The following is a 20284-nucleotide window of genomic DNA, read 5'->3' as shown; positions in this document are numbered from 1 at the left end:
TCCTTTTATTGTGGAATGAGTGACACGAACAGATTCAAGTTGTTGGTCATGAGGAAAATCCCCATAATGACGATCAGGACACCACCTGCGACACGGATCTTGCCGAGATGCTTGTTCAATTTCTTCATCTTCTGTAGCAACACATCTGAGAACACTGCCAAGAAAAGAAACGGAATGAGCAACCCGAGTGCGTAGATGAACATGAGAAATCCACCGTATGCCGCTTGCCCTTCATTCGCCGATAGGCCTAGCACTGCCCCTAAAATCGGACCGATGCACGGCGTCCAACCGAAACTGAATGTGAAACCGAGCAAATACGTGCCAAGCAGATCCCTTTTGTCACTGCGTTGCAACGTTACTTTGTTTTCACGTTCTAGGAACGGAATTTTAAATACACCCATCTGGTGCAGGCCGAGCAAGACGACAATCGCACCGCAAACGGTAATGAATGCATTCGTATTAATGACCGCACCAAGTGCCCCTGCCCCAAAACCAAGCAGGACGAAAGCCGTCGATAAACCGAACACAAAAATGATCGTTTTGAATAAAAGATACGGATTCAAACTGAAATTCCTAATCTTAAGAACGCGTTTTGACTCCATTACACCTGGCGCACTGGAAGACAATACCGATACATAGACCGGCAGCAATGGGACGATGCATGGCGAAAAGAACGACAGCATCCCTGCAACAAATACAGTGCTGAATAACAGTTGTTCACCAATCATAATAATCCCCCATTTCGAGTAAGTACCCCTATTGTAAAAAGTGTTCGTAGAAAACCCCATAGACTGACATTGGAAGAACCTTTAAAATGATAGGATTCGTAGTCGGATCGGCTCTATTCGAAAAACACAATTCACAAACTAAGTATCATATTTCACATTTAGGACAAACTATGCCGATTGATTTCTTCACTTTAAGTTAATTGTTTTACTCAACACTAATTTAATGTTAAATTACTTAACACTAACTATCATTGAAACCTTACATGAGGAGAACCTTTAAATGAAATTAACAAAGAAAACCATTATTTCAAATACCATTCTGTTTGCCGGGATCATCGGCTTTGTTATGCTTTTTGGTAAACTTTTTGGTAATGAAAACATTCTAATTGGTGTTTCAACCATTACAGCCATGCTCATGTTGCTCGAACGCGATATGACGAGCCATCCCGTTCGCAACACGCTGAAATTCGTGGCACTCAACGTGTTCATGGGACTCGCCGCTTTTCTTGCGGGATTCAATCCATTTCTCGCGATTCCGATTAACTTCATCACGATGTTCGTCATTAGTTACTCACTACTTTTCAACTTGAAAAACCCGCTGTACTTCCCGTTTTCCCTTCAATACATTTTTATTCTCGCGATGCCTGTCGCCGTGGACCAAATGCCAATGCGCATAGCCTCTCTTGTATTTGGAGCACTGGCAATTATGGGCATTCAGCTGCTTGCAAATAAAAACAAGATGCGAAAAAGCGGTGATAAGAAAATCCAGGCGATCTGTGACGGATTAATTGTCAAAGCGCAAAACCGTCTTGAAGGAACAGCTACGGATGAAATCGATGAACAGATCAGCACCGATATTAGTGGTTTACGAGGGATCATCTATGATAAACGCGAAGAAAACTATTATCTGACAGAAGAAGGTCGGCTGAAGTTAAATGTGTCTGCATCGTTTGAAAAAATAAATATCCTGCTCGACACGATGGACATGGACGAATCCCGAAATCCATTACTGACCAGCCTCGTTGACTGTCTAACGGCCGCTTCAGATAGCTTAACGGATAAAGAGGCCGTACAGACGCTCGATTATTCATTCAAACAGATGCTTAGTAAATATGAGAGTGAGCAAACACATTCTGAAACCGTATTTCGTATGCTGAATGCACTTGATTTCTTAAAAGACAGCTTGTCTGAATTGTCCTCTTTAGGTAAAGGACAATCGAATGTAGTGCGCAATCTCGAACATATCCCAAAGAAATTCCAAAAGCTTCGAATCAGCGAAAAGAAGAGTCATACGAACTCCATCAAGATTTCGTATGCTGTCCGGATGGCTGTCGCTATCAGTTTAACAGGCTTCATTGCCGACTATTTCGAACTGACGGAAGGACGTTGGATGCTGTTTACGGTGCTGTCCGTGATCATTCCGATTTATGAACAATCCCAAAAGAAAATGCGCGACCGTATATTTGCCACTGTCGTAGGTGCCATCCTCGTCGCCATTGCGTTTGCAATTTTCCAAGGAACGATGATTCGGACGGTCTTGCTTATGACAGCCGGTTATTTGATGAGTTATGTGAAAGTGTACCGTTATAGCACGATTCTCGTGACTTTCTCTGCAATCGGTTCCGCTGCTCTCATTACAGGAACGACCGAGATTCTTACAGTGGAACGGCTTCTCCTCGTTGTGCTAGGTATTGTGATTGCTTTGCTTATTAATAAATTCATCCTCCCATATAAGTTGGAGGATGCAAATGAAGATTTGAAAGACATGTATGAAGATACGATTCATGAGATGCTTCTTGAAGTAGCACAACAAGTGAAAGGTGCAGGTCATGATCATGTTATGAAAAACTTACTCCTGTTCACAACGATGATTGAAGATCGTTTGAAACTGAACAACCAGGCGAATTCTACCGACAAAGAATTAGCGTGGTTACAACATCAGCGACGTGCAGCGTCTACAATTTATGAGCTGTATTGGTGGATTCACAAACACGGCGTCGATGAATCAAACATCGTCACCATAACAGCTGAACTAGACTTGTTAATCGGTACGCCTTCCGCAAAACAGTTATTACACGAAGCGTTGCCTGGCATGAAAGATCGTCTTCAGACGATGGAACGGATTGAAGACCTCATCGTACAGACGATGATTGTAGAAATTACTGAAGATGTACACGCTTCAAAACAACTATATACATCTTAAAATTAGCGAAGGGGTGAATTTCCCTTCGTTTTTTTAGTTGAATAAAACCTTTACAGTTAACTCGCAATTAGCTGATCAATTACAATGCTCCGGTAATATACTATAAACATAAATGGAGAGGGAGGAATGAAGCTGGGGGCGATTAATGGCAGTGAATTCCTGAGACGGATCAATCAGATGGACACGGAAATATGGCTAGACGGAGAACGGATTAAAATGCCGATTTCAGAGCGGGCTGCGTTTAGGGGATTGATTCAATCAAAAGCTTCCTTATATGATTTGCAAGTTCAACCTGAGTTACTCGATGAAATGACTTTTGAGTCGCCGACAACAAAGGAACGTGTAGGTATGTCCTACTTACAACCAAGGACAAAAGATGATTTAGCAAAAAGACGAAAAATGATCGAACGTTGGGCACGTCAATCATACGGATTACTCGGCAGGAGTCCTGATTATTTGAACACGGTCATTATGAGCTTCGCGTGTTCCACCGCATTAATGGAAGGGAAGGAAAATTGTTTCCCGACTCATATTCAGTCTCTATACGAACGGGCAAGAGACAACGATTTATCGTTTACGCATACGTTTATTACCCCTCAAGTGAATCGCTCTCAAGCGTATTTTGAAACAGGAGATGAACCGATTGCCGCTCGAATCGTTGGACAGACAAAAGATGGCCTTATTATTAAAGGTGCTCGGCTGCTCGCCACTCAAGGTGGATTAACGGACGAAGTACTCGTTTTCAGTTCCCCTTCCTTGTTTTGCGAACCTGAAGAAGCGTTCGCCTTTTCAATTCCTTCCGACACGAAAGGTTTACGTTTCATTTGTCGGGAATCGTTTGTCGGCGGAGATTCGTCCTTTAACCATCCACTCAGTTCACGATTTGAGGAAATTGACTCCATCGTCGTTTTTGACAATGTTCTTGTACCGTGGGAGTGTGTTCTTTTTCATCAGAATACTGAAGTCGCCATGAACTTTTTCACTTCAAGTGCATTTCACCCTTTTACAATTCATCAAGTGATCACACGACAAATCGTCAAGACAGAATTCATGTTAGGTGTTGCAGAAAACTTGGTACAGACAATTCATGTCGGTGAGTACCTACATATCCAGGAAAAGATTGCAGAAATCATTATCTCTCTCGAAACGATGAAAGCGTTGCTCGATAAGTCTGAGCTGGATGCAACACTGGATGCTTCAGGGTATATGCGTCCGAGCATTATTCCTTTGCAAGTCGCGAGCAATATTTATCCGAAAGTGAATCCGAGGTTCAGCGAAATTATCCAACTCATCGGCGCTAGTGGCATGGTGACGTTGCCGACAGAACGTGATTTTCAGTCCGCCATTGCACCTGATTTAGCTCACTACTTGCAAGCTGCGACAAAACCTGCTGAAGAACGCGTACGGATTTTCAGACTCGCATGGGATTTGACGATGAGTGCGTTCGGTGCAAGACAAACGCAGTATGAAAGGTATTTCTTCGGGGACCCCGTTCGTTCTGCGGGACATCTGTATAGGTCATATGCGAAAGATACTGGGATGGGCATGGTTGACAGCGCGCTTTCGTTGGCGAAAAGGAAGTGAAAACGAGCCGTGTACGCTAAAAGTTGTTGTTGAATCGGTTCATTTTCATGTATATTTTGTCCTGTCGCACTTCTTTTAAGATAGTATAATAATACTATGACTGATTTTATAAAAGAGGTGCGGACAAATGGCTTTGTTAAAAAGAAGAAGCATTAAGCAAAAATTACTTGCGGGTTTCATGTTAATCATCGTACTCGTCACAGCATTAGGTGCTAATAATTACATTTCTGTCAATAAAGTAAATGAAGATACTGAGGATATTATCGATGTACAAGTCCAATTACTCATTGCAAATACGCAGTTCGCAAATTCCATGGCTAACGGTCTGCGCGTTGCAAATAGCTATATTCTGACAGGAGATAAGAAATACATAGAGCAGTTCGAGGAATTTTACGACCAAGGAAATCATTATGCCGAGCATATGAAAAATGTGTTAGGTGAGAAATTCTTCGATTCGACAGGTGTCGATTTGGCATCTGAATGGCGCAATGACGTTATCAATAAAGTGTTTGCCGAATATGACATGGGCAACAAAGAAAAGGCAACAGCGAATCTAGCATCACTCGATCCAATCGGCCAAGAATCCATTGAGACATTCAGCTACTGGGCGAATGTCGGTGAAGATGAAATTAATCAAGCAGGGGCAAACGTTATTAAAAATGGGCAATCCACGTTAATGGTCACAGTCATCGTTACTGTCATCGTCATTCTGTTGGCTCTGGCAACTGCTCTCATTACTTCCAATATGATTACGAAACCGCTAAGTACCGTTAAAAACCGCATGCAGGCAATAGCAGATGGTGACTTAAGCAATGAACCACTTATGATTTATTCTAGCGATGAGTTGGGCGTTCTTATTGCTGCAACAAATTTCATGCAAGAAAACAATCGTGAGTTACTTAACGACATTAGCAGACTATCCCAAACGGTATCCCTTCAAAGTGAAGAGCTGACTTTCAGTGCCCGTGAAGTGATGGAAGGATCGACTCAGATGGCTATGACAATGCAAAACTTGTCGGCAGGTTCCGAAAGTCAGGCAGATAGTGCAAATTCACTTTCTGTCATGATGGACACGTTCACAGTGAAAGTGACGGAAACGGATCAAAACGGGCAGCACATACAAGCAAATTCCACCAAAGTTTTAGAGTTGACGGATGAAGGTAGCCAGCTGATGGATTCATCTACGAATCAGATGATGAAAATCGATGAAATCGTCATGGATGCTGTCCGGAAAGTGGAAGGTCTGGACGTACATTCACAGAAAATCTCTGAACTCGTCTCCGTCATCCAAAGTCTTGCAGAACAGACGAATTTGCTAGCCTTGAACGCAGCCATCGAAGCAGCGCGTGCAGGCGAACACGGCAAAGGTTTTGCGGTAGTGGCTGAAGAGGTTCGGAAACTCGCTGAGCAATCTTCTAATTCTGTAACGAACATTACAGAAATTGTGCGCCAGATCCAATCAGAATCATCTATGGTCGTCGCTTCCTTGCAGAGTGGCTACGCGGAAGTGGAACAAGGAACGGAACAGATTGCGACAACTAGCAAAACATTTAATGACATTAGCAACGCAGTGACTGCGATGGTTTCCGATATAACAAATGTGTCCGTGAACCTAACTGAAATCATGTCGAACAGTCAGGATATGACGAACTCCATCCAGGAGATCGCAGCCATTTCCGAAGAGTCTGCAGCAGGCATCGAACAGAGCTCTGCGGCTTCCCAGCAGATCGGCAGTACGATGGAAGAAGTGTCGAACAGATCCAAAGCCCTTGCGCAGATGGCTCAAGAATTGAATGGACTCGTTGGGAGATTTAAGCTGTAAGTGCAATGTTAGACATTTCCAAATAACAACAAAACAGACAACCTGTCGACGTATCGAATGGTTGTCTGTTTTTTTCGGTTTGCTATGGATTTATTCGTTCTTCCCTATTCCCTCCTCGAAGGCGGATCATTCATCTGCTTGCGATTCTTTTCAAGAAGCTGTTCAAAATAGCTAAGCTCTTTCTCCTCGCCAGCTTCTTCCTTGCGATCTGACTCTGTTTGTATAACAGGCTCCACCGCTTCCACCTTCGCGCTTGGATACACGGGCGTCTTGGTGGCGGTTTTATTATCACGTTCACTTACAGCGTCATGCTCTTCTACAACCACTGTAGACTGCGGAGGATTTGAAGGAATTTTTGCTGATGATTGTTCTTTCGGTCGAACGTCTTTCTCATCGACAGTTTCAGGCTCGATAGTCCGTGCAAGTTTGCCAAGCACTGCCGGTTGCTGAACAGGCTTAGTAACTTCAGGTTCCGTCTTTTTCTGCACTGCAGCCACTGCTCGCTTGTGTTCCGTTTCGCCGATGACGGCGTTGAGCCGGTCATACCACATTTTCACACTTTCAAGCGTCTTCGTATAATCAGACGACGCTTTTTCTACATAGGCGTACGGATCGCTGTATAAACGAATTGGATAGATTGGGTTCTTTTCGCGATTCGTCTGAATTAGCAGCGTCATTTTACGCACCTTGTCATTCGGTACCGCATTCGTTATGGCGCTGTCAACCGTCCCAGTATCCTCATGGATGAAGTTTTCCAATCCTGGATTGAGACGATACCCACGTGATAAAAGGACATTACCGTCAACAACTACTGCAACTGCTTCCAAGTCTTTGAATGAATGGTTAAAGAATTGATAGTGCATGTTTTCCTTCGCTTTTTTCAAACGAATGCCTACATCATCCATCGCCATCCATACATACAAACAGCCCTTACCTTCATCTATGACAACCCGCGTCAAGGCATCACTCGAAATGATTGTTGGCAGATCATCTGCATCGATCTCACTCGACTTGAAAGAGGCTAACTCGTTTCGCTGCTTTTTCAGAGCATTCTTTTCGACTTCATTCACTTGCATAAATAGGATGATTGCAGCGACTACTGCCCCGATTGTAAGCAGAAATCCTAACAAACCTTTGCCATTGAAAATGGCATACGTAATGAAATATAATCCAGCAGCAGTCGGCAATAAACAGCCGATTCCAGCAAGCCGATTTGCAAGCTTTGTCGTCACTCTTCGCACCTCCTCGTAGTTAAAAAGCATGGAAAGCTCTATACTACGTATACGAACGAACATCAATTTAGTTCCAATAAAAAAAACTGATCTACTAGACGTTGAATCGCCAAAGTTCAGTCCTCCATTCACACTGCGTGTTTAGATTTAGATTACGGCAATAAAGTAAAGTACTTCCCTATCGAAAAACGTGTTATATTTATTAAATGGATTTTCGTTACAACTAAGAGAGGCAGGTGAGCAACATGGGTAAGTATCAATTGGATTCAAAAGGTAAAATGGCTGTGTCAAAATATCATGAAAAAAATATACCTGCTGCATTTGATAAGAAGAAACAACTTGAAAAAATACGTACGGAGTATTTGAAAAAGAGGCAGGAGCAGACAGAAAAGTAAGTAGCGTGTACTGAATATCTCTTACAAAACGCTCAACATAGTGAGCGTTTTTTTCTATTTATGTTCAAAATATGACAGCATCTTTTAAAATTCGTCTCTATATGACAACTATCACTAGGACGCTATGAATCTGTAGTGTACGTTATGTGTAGGTACTAGCAGATCCTAAAAGAATTTTGCATATAGAGGAGAACTTTTATGAAGAAAATTGCATGGATTACGGATACAGCAGCGCAACTAGATGATGCATTCATCCAAAAACATCACGTACATATCCTGCCGTTAGGTGTTGTCTTTCCAGATGGCTTGTATCGTGAGTCCATCGATCTTACACAAGCAACTTTTTATGATAAATTGCATACAACAAAAGTATCTCCTAAAACGTCACAACCACCAATCGGCGAGATGCTCGCTTTATATGAAACGTTGCAAGCAAAAGGCTATGACTTTGCGATAGCTTTGCATTTATCCAGTGGACTTTCAGGTACATTTGAAAGTGCACAATCAGCATGCAAAATGACAGACTTCACAGTGTATCCGTTTGATTCGAAGATTGGTTCATTCCCGATGGGTAAAATGATTGAAATCGGCAATGATTTGTTTGCTGAAGGAAAAACGGTAGAAGAGGTCTTGGCATTCCTTACTAAGATTACGACTAAATCGAGATTGTCCTTCATTCCGGAAAGTCTGAATCAGTTGCATAAAAGCGGCCGTGTGTCAGGGACTCAAACGTTTTTAAGCAATCTGTTGAATATAAAACTGGTAATCACTTTCGAAGATGGAACGCCGGTTATGAAAGAAAAAGTCCGTTCGACTGTGCGCGCTAAAAACAAAGTGATGGCTTCTCTCCGTGCCGATATGCATAAAGGTTCTGTCCCGGAAGTGGCTGTCATTCATTGTAATAATCAAGTTTCCGCGGAAGTTTGGAGAGATGAATTAGCGCATGAATTCCCCGACTTGCTCATTCAAGTTGTTGCACTTAGTGTTTGTGTAGGAGTCCATGCTGGTGAAGGAACTACGGGTTTAAGTTGGATTGCTTATTAAAGTACGAATACAATAGCGAGATAAATGAGATGCGGGCCCTTTATAGGTCCGCATCTTTTTAGTTGAAGGGTTGGAATGTTGATTCCTTCATCCTCTATGAAATAGTGAAACTATTTCGTATTATTAACGTATAAAGGAAATGAATTCACGTAATGGACTTTATGTCTACGATATATTTCGACCGTTGAATTTATCCTACACACGTAAGGAGGAATTTCATCAATGTCGCGTCAAACGATCCAATCGCTAGTATACGCACTATTCATTGGTCTACTGCTCGCAGCATGCTCTCCTGATTCTGCCGACAAATCTGTGCAGGAAAAAGAAGCGGATAAGGAACAACTTGCATTAGAAGCAGCTGTTGTTTCTAAAAATGAGGAACTGACGGAAAAGTATTTACAACGCTTTATGTATGCCGATGAAATTGACGCAGAGCTCGTACAGCCTACAAGTTCCCATTATGCTGTGAATGGCACGCTGATTGTTGAAGGGACAATAGGCGAACCGGAAGGGCTTGTAACAGATTATGCATGGATTCAAATACACTTCATGAATGATCGAATTAACCTTCCCTTAGATGGCGTGCAAGATCATTATGTGCCAATTGAAGAGGGCCTCTTCAAGCTGGAAACTCAGCTTTTCCATGGCGAAGGCGAATATGATGTCTATGTCATGTTGCCTGGGAATGAGGCGCAAATTGATGATTACTATGACGCGTTCCATTTCACTGTTTTCAATGTCAATCCAGCTGCGCATCGTGACATCACGTACTCCCCAGTTGCCATGAAAGTGGGGTTCAAGCTTTCCGAACCCGCGAGTGGATTAACTGCAGCAAGTGAAGCTGTCGCACTAAGCGGAACTATCGATTCAGTTGAATATGATGGATACAGTCTTTTATTCGAATTGCGAAAAGATGAGCATTACTCCGTCCACCAAACTGTCATTGAAGATGGGGCATTCTCCATCGATATCCCGTTATGGTACGGCAAAGGCATGCATGAGTTGCTAGTTTTACTACCTGAAGGTGATGATGAACTTCTTCTAGGTACCGTCATCTATCTAGATAGCACAGATGAATCAGGACGAAAGACGATTCAAACACATTCAGCTTTCAAGGAATATGGCTTCAAGCTGGCATCCCCAGAACTAGGTGGCGAATCGACTGATTTGACGTATCGACTAACAGGTTCCATTGACAAAAATTCACCCGTAGCGAGTGAGGTGACCAATTTGTATGTGTCGGCTACGAAAGGGGACGACACATCGATGTCCGTCATACCGGTAAATGACTTTGCATTTGACGATGAGTTCTATTTACGCTTCGGACCGGGTACGTACACGGTGAACATCTTGCTACAAGATTACGAGAGTTCTAACCATGAAATGATTGCGTTTAAAGACGTAGCTCAATTCGTCGTCGAAAATACAAATCCAGACGATAAACGCGACTTACTTCCTTCACGCGGCATCCAGTCCGAAGCGCCTGAAATCATTGCACTGGCAAATCAAATTACGACAGACGACATGACCGAATACGAAAAGGCCAAAGCAATTTACGAATATACAGCTAAAAACGTCTCCTACGACATCGACAAACTCAAATATGTCGGCAACGAGTGGGACGACAGCGCACTCAAAACACTTGAACTCAAATCAGGTGTGTGCGTAGACTACGCCTACTTGGCTGCTGCCCTCTCCCGGGCTGTAGGACTCGAAACGCGCTACATCGTCGGAACAGCAGGCTCCGCATTCGACCCTGAAAACCACGCATGGGTCGAAGTGAAAGCGGACGGTAAATGGATCATGATGGATCCGACATGGGGATCTGGTTACATCGAACATAACAAATTCGTCCCTGCCTACACAGAAGACTACTTCAACCCAAAGCCAGACAAACTAACCAAACATAAGCGCGAAGGCGTCGAATATTAAGGTACCTTCGAAAAGTTAGGTACCTGTGCACGACCCAATTCAGACAATACACTACAATTGAATAAGTATACACGCGAAACTCTTTCATAAAGGCATTCTTGAAAAATATACGTATTTTTATACCAATTGTTTGAATTGTCATGAATGTTTCTTGCACAGGTACCTAAAAAGTAAAAGCCACCCACTCTGCACGCAGAGTCGGTGGCTTCTTACGATACTTATCCTACAAACGCATTCGCAATTAGAATGCATACTAACGAAACTGCCCATGCGATTGTTGTTGGGACAGACCACACCATGACTTGCTCTTTCACTTCTTTCACACCTAGCATCCGATTTACAACCCAGAACATGCTGTCGTTGAAGTAGGAGAAGATCATCGCACCTAAAGCTGCCGCTTGTGCAGCGAGTGCCATATTGACATCCAAGTTCACGACAATTGGTGCTGAGATAGACGCCGCTGTAATCATCGCAACCGTTCCGCTACCTTGGATCAAGCGTACAAGTGTCGCAATGAAAAACGGCACTAGTACTGCAGGTAAAGGAAGTAAGGCTACTTGTTGTGCAATGTAATCCCCTGCTCCACTGTCACGTAGCACCTGTCCAAGCGCGCCACCTGCACCGGTTACGAGCAAGATAATACCAGCTGTCACCATTCCTTCTTCCATACGTCCGAGCGCTTCATCACGCTTTAAATGACCTGCTAGCAAATAAATCGCAGCGACTAACGATAGACCAACTGCAATGATTGGTTGACCTAGGAACAACAGATAGTCGATCCATCCGCCCGTCAAGTCCATTGCAACGAATGTTGTATTTAAGAAAATCAGAACGATTGGTAATAAAATCGGAATCATTGAGCGGAACAATGAAGGCAGTTCCTTATTCCGTTCATCCGTCAAACGGACAAGCTCTTGATAAGCCATTGGTGCATCAGGTCTTTCAAAATCCAACCCATCTTCTGTCGGAATCTGATAAATTCGTTTACCAACCCATTTCGCATATAATACACCCGAAATGACGATCGGAATCGAGAATGCTAATCCCCATGCGATCATTAAACCGATATCAACGCCAAAGATTCCTGCAACGCCAAGTGGACCTGGCGTCGGTGGTACTGCGTGATGCGTCGCAACTAAGCCGACAGCAAGTGCTACACCAAGTGTAATGACTGATTTACCGGTCTTTCTTGACAACGCTTTCACTAGTGGGTTCAAAATGACAAACGCCGAGTCGACAAATATCGGAATGGAAACGATATAACCAGCTATCGCCATCGCCCATTCTTCTTTACGTTTACCTACAAAACGGATAAGACTGTAAGCCAAACGTTCAGCAGCCCCAGATACTTCTAGAATTCGTCCAATCATGACTCCGAATCCGACGACAATTCCGATAGAACCAAGCGTACTTCCAAATCCTTTTGATATCGTAGTCGAAACCTCAAGCGGATTCATACCACCGATTAAACCGGTTAACGATGCAGCAATGATTAAAGCTAAAAATGCGTGAATCTTTGTTTTTAATACAAGAAAAATTAATGCCGCTACACCGATTACGAGACCTAAAATCATTTGCATTTCTGGTGTCATCCATATTCCCCCACTTCTTATTTAAATTAAGTTGATGATGAGGAGGCCGAAGCCCCCCATCAATAAAATGTATTATAAAGATTCTCTTGTAAACTTCGGTGCATACTCAGCCGCAAGCTTGATGCACTCTTCCATGCTCACACTTGCTGCAATGTTTTTCCAAGCGATATCGAACGCAGTACCGTGGTCAACTGATGTACGCAAGAACGGAAGTCCGTTTGTAATTGAAATCGTACGGTGGAAGTCTGTCATTTTCGCTGCAATATGCCCTTGATCATGATAAAGGGAAAGGACTGCATCGTATTTGCCATTTAGCGCCTGGAAGAACACAGAATCCGCAGGTACTGGACCGTATGCATCGATGCCATCCGCTTTTGCAGCTTCAACACCAGGTGCAATTTCATTCACTTCTTCCATACCGAACAGGCCGCCTTCACCGCTATGTGGATTCAATCCAGCAACAGCGAGCTTACGGTTTTCCACACCGAGACGTTGCAATGCTTTGTCACAACGGTTCAAGTAATCACGAACACGTTCTGTTGTCATTTGGTCAATCGCCTCTTTCAATGACACATGACGCGTCAAGAAGAAAATACGCATGCCGTTCACTTGGAACATCGTCAACGGATCCGGTGCTCCGCCTAAGTCTTCAAGCATTTCTGTGTGACCGATATACGGAACGCCTGCTGCTTTCAAAGACTCTTTATTAATCGGTGTTGTAGCGATTGCAGCAACATCATCGTTCATTGCCAGTTCCACTGATTTCTTAATGAATTCAAAAGCAGCTTGTCCACATTGCGCTTGCACTTGTCCAGGTTGCAATGCATCGATATCGATATTGTTCATATCTAACACGTCAACTGTTCCAAATTCGTATTTCCCTTCATTTGGAGCAGCAACGATGTTTACGTTCAAACCCGTTTCAGTTACGTCAATCGCCTTTTTAATAACGTCTGCATCACCGACAACAAGAGGATTACACATCTCGTAAATCTCTTTTTTCGCTAATGATTTTACAGTAATTTCCGGCCCGATTCCTGCTGCGTCGCCCATTGGAATTGCGATGATTTTTAATTCGTTTGTCATATTAAGCACGTCCTTCATGATTTTTTGTTTGTAAATAAGTAATACATTTATAGATCGATTGCTTTTCGCCAACCATGCCGCCTTTTGTCACGACAGGGATACCGTCAAATGTACCACCGATGAATTTTCCGTATGCAGCAAGCGGAATCACTTCTTCATCCAGTTGAATAGCTTCAGCTTCACTCACTGCATACAATGCAGCTGTGACGTCGCCTCCACTTGAAAACGTACCGTCAATCTTCACTTCACTTTGCTCGATAATCGAATGCGTCACTTTTGCCAGTCCCGTCGTAATCCGTTTCGCAAGTACTTCTTCCGTGGTGTTTTCTGCGCGCGCCAAATCTTTTAACGATAAAAGCGTTGATGTCGGAGACAACGTTGTAACAATTAAAATCTCCTGATCATTCAACTTGAGCAATCCATCCTCTATAGCGCGTTGCACTTCAAGATCCCAACGATCGGTCATCGTCGCCAATTGCGCCGCGTCTACATAGACAGGGGTCGAATTGGTCTTATCCATTAAATAGCGCAGTTGTCTTCCCGTTAGAGGAGTCACACTACCAACTGTCACGATATATTTGTTTTCATGCAGGCTTTTTCTCGCCAATACACGCGCAAACGCTGCTGAAAGCGGTCCTGGATCGACCGGGAACAACGTTCGATTTTCAATTGTCGCCATCGATTCAGCAATACTACTAATTTCTTCGTTCGTTACCGCATCGATGACGATAATTCTTTTCCCCGCAGCAATTTGCGCTGCAAGGGACACCGTAATTTTAGGTTTGCCTTGCAAGACGTCCCCTAATCCAATATGGCCGATTTCGTGATGGCTCTGCTCTGCAATGACAGCCGGGACAAAGGATTTAGTAATCGGATTCATCGGATCTTTTGCTACGTCCGTTTCTTGAACAGGAACGCCTTCAACGAGCAAATAACCGCCTGACATCACTCGTCCTGAATCAGGATAGGAAGCGACAACAATCGCAACACTTTCATCCCCTGTACTATCGAGCAATGCATCAATTTCAGAACCGACATTGCCGCGAATCGTGCTGTCAATTCGTTTAGCAATCACGTCAGCTCCCCATTGTTCAAGTTGCTTGAACGTATCTTGCACACGCTTTTTAGCAACAGCAGCGCTCACATACCGACTGTCCGTATCGACACAGATTGACGTGAACTTGCTTGATGTCGGCACTTCTCCGCCAAAAACAATCGTCGCACTAGTAAAGCCGGCTTTTGCCAAGCGAACTCCAGTTGCATTGGCACCCGTCAAATCATCTGCGATAATTCCTATCTTCATACCTTCACCTGCTCTGCAATAATGATTTCCACAGATTCGCTATACTGCTCTTTCAGCTCCTCAGACAACTGGCCATCTGTAATAATCGTTGACACATCTTCCAAGTCACAAACCTTCGAAAATGCTTTTTGATTAAACTTCGTCGAATCTGCTACAAGAATCGTTTCTGTCGCCGTTCTAATCATCATCCGCTTTAGTGACGATTTATCAATTGTAGGTGTTGTTATCCCAAACGAATTATGGATTGCATTTGCACCTAAAAAGAACAAGTCAACATGGATTGTCTTGAGAATCTCTTCTGTTAATGAACCATACAACGTCCCTGTTTCTGTCTGCAGACGACCCCCAAGAACAATCACTTCCAACTTGCTGTTCATTAGTTCAGCCGCAATTTTTATATCATTTGTTATAACTGTAAGCTGTTCCTTAGTTGTCAATAAACGCGCAATTTCTAGCGTCGTTGTTCCAGAATCAATGAGCACCGTCATTCCATCACTGACATACGTTACCGCTTTCATAGCAATGGCTCTTTTTTCAAGAACAGCTATAGTCGATTTCGATTCAAACGTTTGTTCATGAATCAAAGCTTGTGACGGAACGGCTCCGCCATGCGTGCGAATCAGCTTATTCTGTTTCTCGAGTACATCGAAATCACGACGAATCGTCATTGGAGTCACTTCAAGCGTTTCAGACAGTTGGATAATTTCCACCTTTCCTTCCGCTTTCAATAAATCCATGATTTTCGACCTGCGTTCTTTTGGGGACAAACCAATGACCTCCTACATGCTATGTTCATCGAAAACAAGTAAATGTTCTATACAAACATTAGTATGTTACTTTCGAACAATCATGTCAACCGTTTACTGTCATTTGTGTGTAGAAAAAAACAGAAGTACAAGTGATGTTCATCCTCACTCATACTTCTGTTTTATTTATTAGTAGAATCATTTCAAATACGGATTGACTTCAAACGGACCGACCGTCGACATCCGTGTCAACTGCTTAGACATATACGTAGGTGAATGCGGCATGCCATTCTTCAACCACCAAATAATGACACCTAAGTAGGCGGTAGCAATATAGGCATTGGAAATTTCTTTCGGCACAATGAACTTAATCGAGTCTTCAACCATGTATTGCGAGCCGTCTTCCACCAAAGCTTGAATGATACCCATAACAGCTTCCGTGAAATAAGGCACTTTCTCATGGACAAGCATAATTTCATAGAATCGGCTACGTTCCTGTATCTTCTCGAACAATCTGACGAAAATCGGATGTGCTTTATCACAATCATAGTCATACTCCATCCGTATAACTTTGACACTTTCCTTCAAACTCACTAAAGCTTCATCCAACAACTGTTCCAGCAATTCATCTTTGTCATAGTAATGCAGGTAAAAAGTTGCCCTATTTAACTTCGACCTTTCGGAAATCTCCCTCACGCTAATTTTTTTGAAATCTTTCTCTTGCATTAGCTCCAGCAGCGCCTCTTCAAACATCGCTTTCGTCCGAATAATCCTCGGATCCACTTTAATAGACACTTTGTCATCCCCTTGTCGATTAGTTATCTATTTACTAGACATATATAATCATATTATCTATAATGCAACACTTATCAGAAAAATGGTCATTGTTTTCAAGAACCTTATGTTTATAATTATACATAATGACATGGACTCAATAAAGCACATTAGTAAAATAGTAGTAATGTCTTGTCAGTATTTTTCATTTTTAAATTATTTGATTGTTTATTCAAAAGATAAATTGGGGGTAATGAAGAATGGTGCTAAAAAACAAAATCGCATGGGATTTGGAAACAGATGTAATCGTTCTTGGTAGCGGTGGCGCAGCGATGACAACTGCAATTCTTGCAGCTGATCAAGGCGCAGAAGTAATCATGCTCGAAAAGTCCGATCTAATCGGTGGTACAACAGCATTTTCTGGCGGAATTCCTTGGATTCCGAATAACCGCTACATGAGAGAACTCGGTTTAGAAGATTCTCATGAAAATGCGAAAAAATATATTACAAAGTTAACAGGCGGCAAAGAACCAGATCCTGCTTTAATTGATGTATTCATCGAAGAAGGCGCAAAAATGATCGATTACCTTCATGAAAACACACCTGTGAAATTCAAAGTGCCAAAAGGATACGGCGATTACTACGCAGACCTTCCTGGCGGTGTTAATGAAGGACGTTCACTTGACCCAGTTCCGTTCGGCTTAAATGACCTTGGAGCTTGGGCTGAAAAAGTGAGAAGACATCCCATTTTCCCTCCATTGACATTGGAAGAAGGCGGAGCAGCGGATCCAAACGATATCGACTTTACAATCGTTGCGACACGTATGGAAAACAACATTACGACAATGGGACGAGCACTAGCAGGTAGTCTTTTCAAAGCCGTACTTGACCGTGGTGTTGAAACACTTCTGGAAACACCAGGTAAAGAATTAGTTATGGATGACGAAGGTGCTGTCATTGGCGTACGCGCTGAAAAAGACGGCGAAGATATTTTCATCGGGGCGAAAAAAGGTGTCATGATTGCGACTGGCGGATTCGAATGGAATAAGGAACTTGTCCGTTCATTCCTAAAAGGTGCAGTAACGCATCCTCAATCCCCTGCTTCTAACGAAGGCGACGGGCTGATCATGGCAATGGAAGCCGGCGCTGCACTTGGCAACATGGGCGAAGCTTGGTGGTCTCCTGCATTTGTGGATCCGACAATCGAATATGAAGGTCGCGTCTACAACCAGATTGACTCATCTTCACGTACGATGGCTAACTCAATCATCGTCAACAAAAATGCAAAACGATTTGTGAATGAAGGTTCAACGTATATGGATATGCCAAAATCATTCTATACGTATGATCAAAACTCTCAATCGACGCCTAACGAAGGACCGGTTTGGATGATTTTCGATCAGCAGTTGAAAGACCGTGCGTTAATCGTAACGATGGCACCGGGTGAAGATGCACCGGAATGGGTACCACAAGCGGAAACAATCGCAGACCTTGCGAAGCAGATCGACCTTGACCCAGCACAACTTGAAGCAACTGTAGCACGTTTCAATGAACATGCGAAAAACCATGAAGATCCTGATTTCAACCGTGGTACATTGCACTTCGAAAAGTTCGCAAATCGTTTTAAAGGACCTGAAGCGAACATCGGGCCGATAGAAAAAGGTCCATTCTATGCATTGCCAATTTATGCAGGTACACTTGGAACAAACGGTGGCCCACGCATAAACGAACACGGACAAGTGATGAGCCTTCGTGGGAACGTTATTCCAGGACTATATGCTGCTGGAAACGCAGCAATGGGAGTTCTTGGAGGCGCATATCCTGGAGCTGGCGGTACAATCGGACCGGCTTTGACATTCGGTTATTTGGCAGGAAAGCACCTTGGTGCACTTGAAAGCCGCAACATACACAGCGAAGAGATTGTTTTAGCTTGATTCAGCAGAAGTCCTCTACTTCTATAAGTGGTAGGATGAATGCAAGAAGAGCATTTCAATCAGGGGGAGTTCAAACTCCCTGCTGATTCAAGCTAAGCCTCCGGCGGATGTTAGGGATTTTGAGGGGAGTTAATTGTGCTGCGCACAATTCAAAATCCCAACGCAATTTACGCCGAGGCGCAATTGATTTTAATAGAGGAGGAAATTTAAATGCCTAGTGGAACACATACAACAGAATTAGATTTACCGATCGAGAAAATCTGGGAATTCGTAAGTGATATGAACAGATGGGCACCACTTGTACCCGGTTATATCGAACACGAAATCTTGAGCGACAAGCAATCGACATGGACATTCAAAGGCGATATCGGCATCATGCAAAAAACTGTAAAGCTTAGAATTGATATTAAGGAATGGGTTGAACCTTCCCTCGTTACATTCGACTTGACAGGCGTTACGGAGAACTTCTCAGGTGACGGGTACTTTAAAGCGGTTGCCCTATCTGATACGAAAACAGAAATGATCGGAAACCTCGACATTACTGCTAAAGGAATGATGGGACCTATGATCAACGCGATCTTGAAAAACTTCGTTCCAAAAACAGCAGAAGATCTGACAAAAGCGATTGCTGAAGAAATCATTGCGACTAATCTTAAACAAGTATAATACGATTCATACAGGAAGTTCCGTCACCGGCGGCACTTCCTTTTTTCATGTACGGAAACAGCTAGACAACGCTGCATCGTTCTAATTCCACGCGTAGGATGACATGAATCAGGTATAGATTCCTTCCAATATGCGGTACAATCAGTTCAAGTATCTCTCCAGGGTTCTTTTTTCGAAGTAGATTAGGTATAGATTTGCCAACGTATTGATCCTTTTGGAAACGTATGGGGACTGGTGGAAAATAACTTCAACATGACTCGTTCATTGTAGTACAATCATGATAATTGTGGTCAGAATTATATGTCATTAATGGGCCAGATTGAAGCTTTCAAACTGTTGTTTTCCATGCCGGCGCACGCTTTCCGGAGGGCGTGGCTTGAGCCAGGTGAACAACGAAGAGTTTGCCTGGCAGTATTTCTGTGTATTTCTTGAAATCAAGGTATCGTTGCAGGTGCTCAAGGCAAGTACAAAGATATGCTCACTCTCCCTTCACTTGCAAAAGCCGTTCTTCGTGACGGCTTTCGCTGATCCTCTATGAGTCAGTACCTGCACTCTTTTTTACAATGTGTATATTCAAGAATCGGGCCATAAAATAGTATACGAACGAACAGTTGCTTTCCGTTCCGGCGCACGCTTTCCCGAGGGCGTGGCTTGAGTCTCCTCGGTCGCAAAGAGCGCGACACTGCGGGGTCTCAAGACTCACGCTGATCCTCCGGGAGTCGGCGCCTACACTCCAAGCAACGTAAAGTATTATCTATAAAGCATCTTCATCAATCGTGCCATTTAGTTTAAGAAGTAATTGAGGTGAAGAATGGTGAAAGTAGCAAAACGTTCTTTAAGTGGAATCGTTGCTATAATTTTAAGTGTATTAGCTGCTTTAATTTTTAAAATGAATTATGAGTTAAATGAACATTGGCTTCAAGGAACTTTGCTCAATCCTATGATGTTCATAGCTATTGCTATATACTTGCTTTCTTTTGGATTGACGATTTATGCACTCAATAACCGTTTTGTTAGTTTAATATTTTGGAGTGTATCTTTGTTAATTGTCGTTGGTATTTTTTCGACTAATTTATTTGAATAGAATAGTTAAATCATTTTGCCCTCATGTTCAACTAAAAGGCGCGATTATTTGATAGCACACTCTAGTTGATTGAAGTGGAAAGGCGGCGACTCCCTCTATAAAATACGGTAGCTATAGGGTTCGTGACCAAGAATACAGCGTGAAAAATATTTTTTAGAG

Annotated in this window: 17 protein-coding genes; 10 read left to right on the top strand and 7 right to left on the bottom strand. The window is 43.0% G+C overall.

Translation table 11 applies throughout. The features are described from left to right. Positions 1 to 5 precede the first annotated feature (5 nt). Entirely contained in the window at positions 6 to 728 is a 723-nt protein-coding gene (locus H9649_RS17090; RefSeq protein WP_191696116.1) for a cytochrome c biogenesis CcdA family protein, read from the bottom strand. A gap of 280 nt (positions 729 to 1008) precedes the next feature. On the opposite strand from H9649_RS17090, the gene H9649_RS17085 reads away from it, so the two are divergent. From H9649_RS17085 to H9649_RS17075, 3 genes are all read left to right on the top strand, one after another. Next, positions 1009 to 2931 carry an FUSC family protein gene (locus H9649_RS17085; RefSeq protein WP_191696115.1) on the top strand — a complete coding sequence of 641 codons (1923 nt, stop codon included), beginning with the start codon at positions 1009 to 1011 and terminating at the stop codon, positions 2929 to 2931. A 132-nt stretch (positions 2932 to 3063) separates the two neighbouring features. After that, a complete protein-coding gene (hpaB, locus tag H9649_RS17080; RefSeq protein WP_191696123.1) occupies positions 3064 to 4515 on the top strand; it encodes a 4-hydroxyphenylacetate 3-monooxygenase, oxygenase component in 1452 nt (483 codons plus the stop codon). A 127-nt stretch (positions 4516 to 4642) separates the two neighbouring features. Further along, the gene (locus tag H9649_RS17075; protein WP_191696114.1) at positions 4643 to 6337 is read left to right on the top strand and encodes a methyl-accepting chemotaxis protein; all 1695 of its coding nucleotides are present in this window, start codon (positions 4643 to 4645) and stop codon (positions 6335 to 6337) included. Positions 6338 to 6441: 104 nt separating this feature from the next. Here the strand turns inward: H9649_RS17075 and H9649_RS17070 are convergent, their stop codons facing one another. Then, a complete protein-coding gene (locus tag H9649_RS17070; RefSeq protein ID WP_191696113.1) occupies positions 6442 to 7569 on the bottom strand; it encodes a hypothetical protein in 1128 nt (375 codons plus the stop codon). 245 nt (positions 7570 to 7814) lie between these two features. Between H9649_RS17070 and H9649_RS17065 the strand changes: the two genes are divergently transcribed. The 3 genes from H9649_RS17065 (at position 7815) to H9649_RS17055 (ending at position 10940) form a co-directional block, all read left to right on the top strand. Then, positions 7815 to 7964 carry a hypothetical protein gene (locus H9649_RS17065; protein ID WP_191696112.1) on the top strand — a complete coding sequence of 50 codons (150 nt, stop codon included), beginning with the start codon at positions 7815 to 7817 and terminating at the stop codon, positions 7962 to 7964. A gap of 198 nt (positions 7965 to 8162) precedes the next feature. Beyond that, positions 8163 to 9008: a DegV family protein gene (locus H9649_RS17060; protein ID WP_191696111.1), complete on the top strand. Its 846-nt coding sequence runs from the start codon at positions 8163 to 8165 to the stop codon at positions 9006 to 9008. 222 nt (positions 9009 to 9230) lie between these two features. Beyond that, the gene (locus tag H9649_RS17055) at positions 9231 to 10940 is read left to right on the top strand and encodes a transglutaminase domain-containing protein (RefSeq protein ID WP_191696110.1); all 1710 of its coding nucleotides are present in this window, start codon (positions 9231 to 9233) and stop codon (positions 10938 to 10940) included. Between the two features lie 218 nt (positions 10941 to 11158). Here H9649_RS17055 and H9649_RS17050 read toward each other — a convergent pair whose 3' ends face one another. From H9649_RS17050 to H9649_RS17030, 5 genes are all read right to left on the bottom strand, one after another. Beyond that, on the bottom strand, positions 11159 to 12532 hold the full coding sequence (locus tag H9649_RS17050; RefSeq protein ID WP_191696109.1) for a GntP family permease: 1374 nt from the start codon (positions 12530 to 12532) through the stop codon (positions 11159 to 11161). 72 nt (positions 12533 to 12604) lie between these two features. Next, positions 12605 to 13618 carry a 4-hydroxythreonine-4-phosphate dehydrogenase PdxA gene (gene pdxA, locus H9649_RS17045; protein ID WP_191696108.1) on the bottom strand — a complete coding sequence of 338 codons (1014 nt, stop codon included), beginning with the start codon at positions 13616 to 13618 and terminating at the stop codon, positions 12605 to 12607. A 1-nt stretch (position 13619) separates the two neighbouring features. Beyond that, complete coding sequence (locus H9649_RS17040) at positions 13620 to 14921, bottom strand: four-carbon acid sugar kinase family protein (RefSeq protein WP_191696107.1); 1302 nt, start codon at positions 14919 to 14921, stop codon at positions 13620 to 13622. Then, on the bottom strand, positions 14918 to 15688 hold the full coding sequence (locus H9649_RS17035) for a DeoR/GlpR family DNA-binding transcription regulator (protein WP_191696106.1): 771 nt from the start codon (positions 15686 to 15688) through the stop codon (positions 14918 to 14920). Before H9649_RS17035 ends, H9649_RS17040 begins: the two co-directional genes overlap by 4 nt. Before the next feature lie 177 nt (positions 15689 to 15865). Beyond that, positions 15866 to 16462, bottom strand: a complete 597-nt coding sequence (locus tag H9649_RS17030; protein ID WP_191696105.1) for a TetR/AcrR family transcriptional regulator — start codon at positions 16460 to 16462, stop codon at positions 15866 to 15868. Between the two features lie 239 nt (positions 16463 to 16701). Here H9649_RS17030 and H9649_RS17025 point away from each other — a divergent pair, with 239 nt between their 5' ends. The 4 genes from H9649_RS17025 (at position 16702) to H9649_RS17010 (ending at position 20125) form a co-directional block, all read left to right on the top strand. Then, positions 16702 to 18375 (top strand): FAD-dependent oxidoreductase, encoded by a 1674-nt coding sequence (locus tag H9649_RS17025; RefSeq protein ID WP_191696104.1) that lies wholly within the window; start codon positions 16702 to 16704, stop codon positions 18373 to 18375. Between the two features lie 210 nt (positions 18376 to 18585). Further along, positions 18586 to 19041 (top strand): CoxG family protein, encoded by a 456-nt coding sequence (locus tag H9649_RS17020; protein WP_191696103.1) that lies wholly within the window; start codon positions 18586 to 18588, stop codon positions 19039 to 19041. Positions 19042 to 19417: 376 nt separating this feature from the next. Beyond that, positions 19418 to 19579 (top strand): hypothetical protein, encoded by a 162-nt coding sequence (locus H9649_RS17015; protein WP_191696102.1) that lies wholly within the window; start codon positions 19418 to 19420, stop codon positions 19577 to 19579. A 273-nt stretch (positions 19580 to 19852) separates the two neighbouring features. Then, on the top strand, positions 19853 to 20125 hold the full coding sequence (locus tag H9649_RS17010; protein WP_191696101.1) for a hypothetical protein: 273 nt from the start codon (positions 19853 to 19855) through the stop codon (positions 20123 to 20125). Positions 20126 to 20284 lie beyond the last annotated feature (159 nt).

Source organism: Sporosarcina quadrami (genome assembly GCF_014836615.1).
GTDB lineage: Bacteria > Bacillota > Bacilli > Bacillales_A > Planococcaceae > Sporosarcina > Sporosarcina quadrami.
The sequence above is the reverse complement of the archived record's forward strand: the minus strand, read 5'-3'. Positions and strand labels throughout refer to the sequence as shown.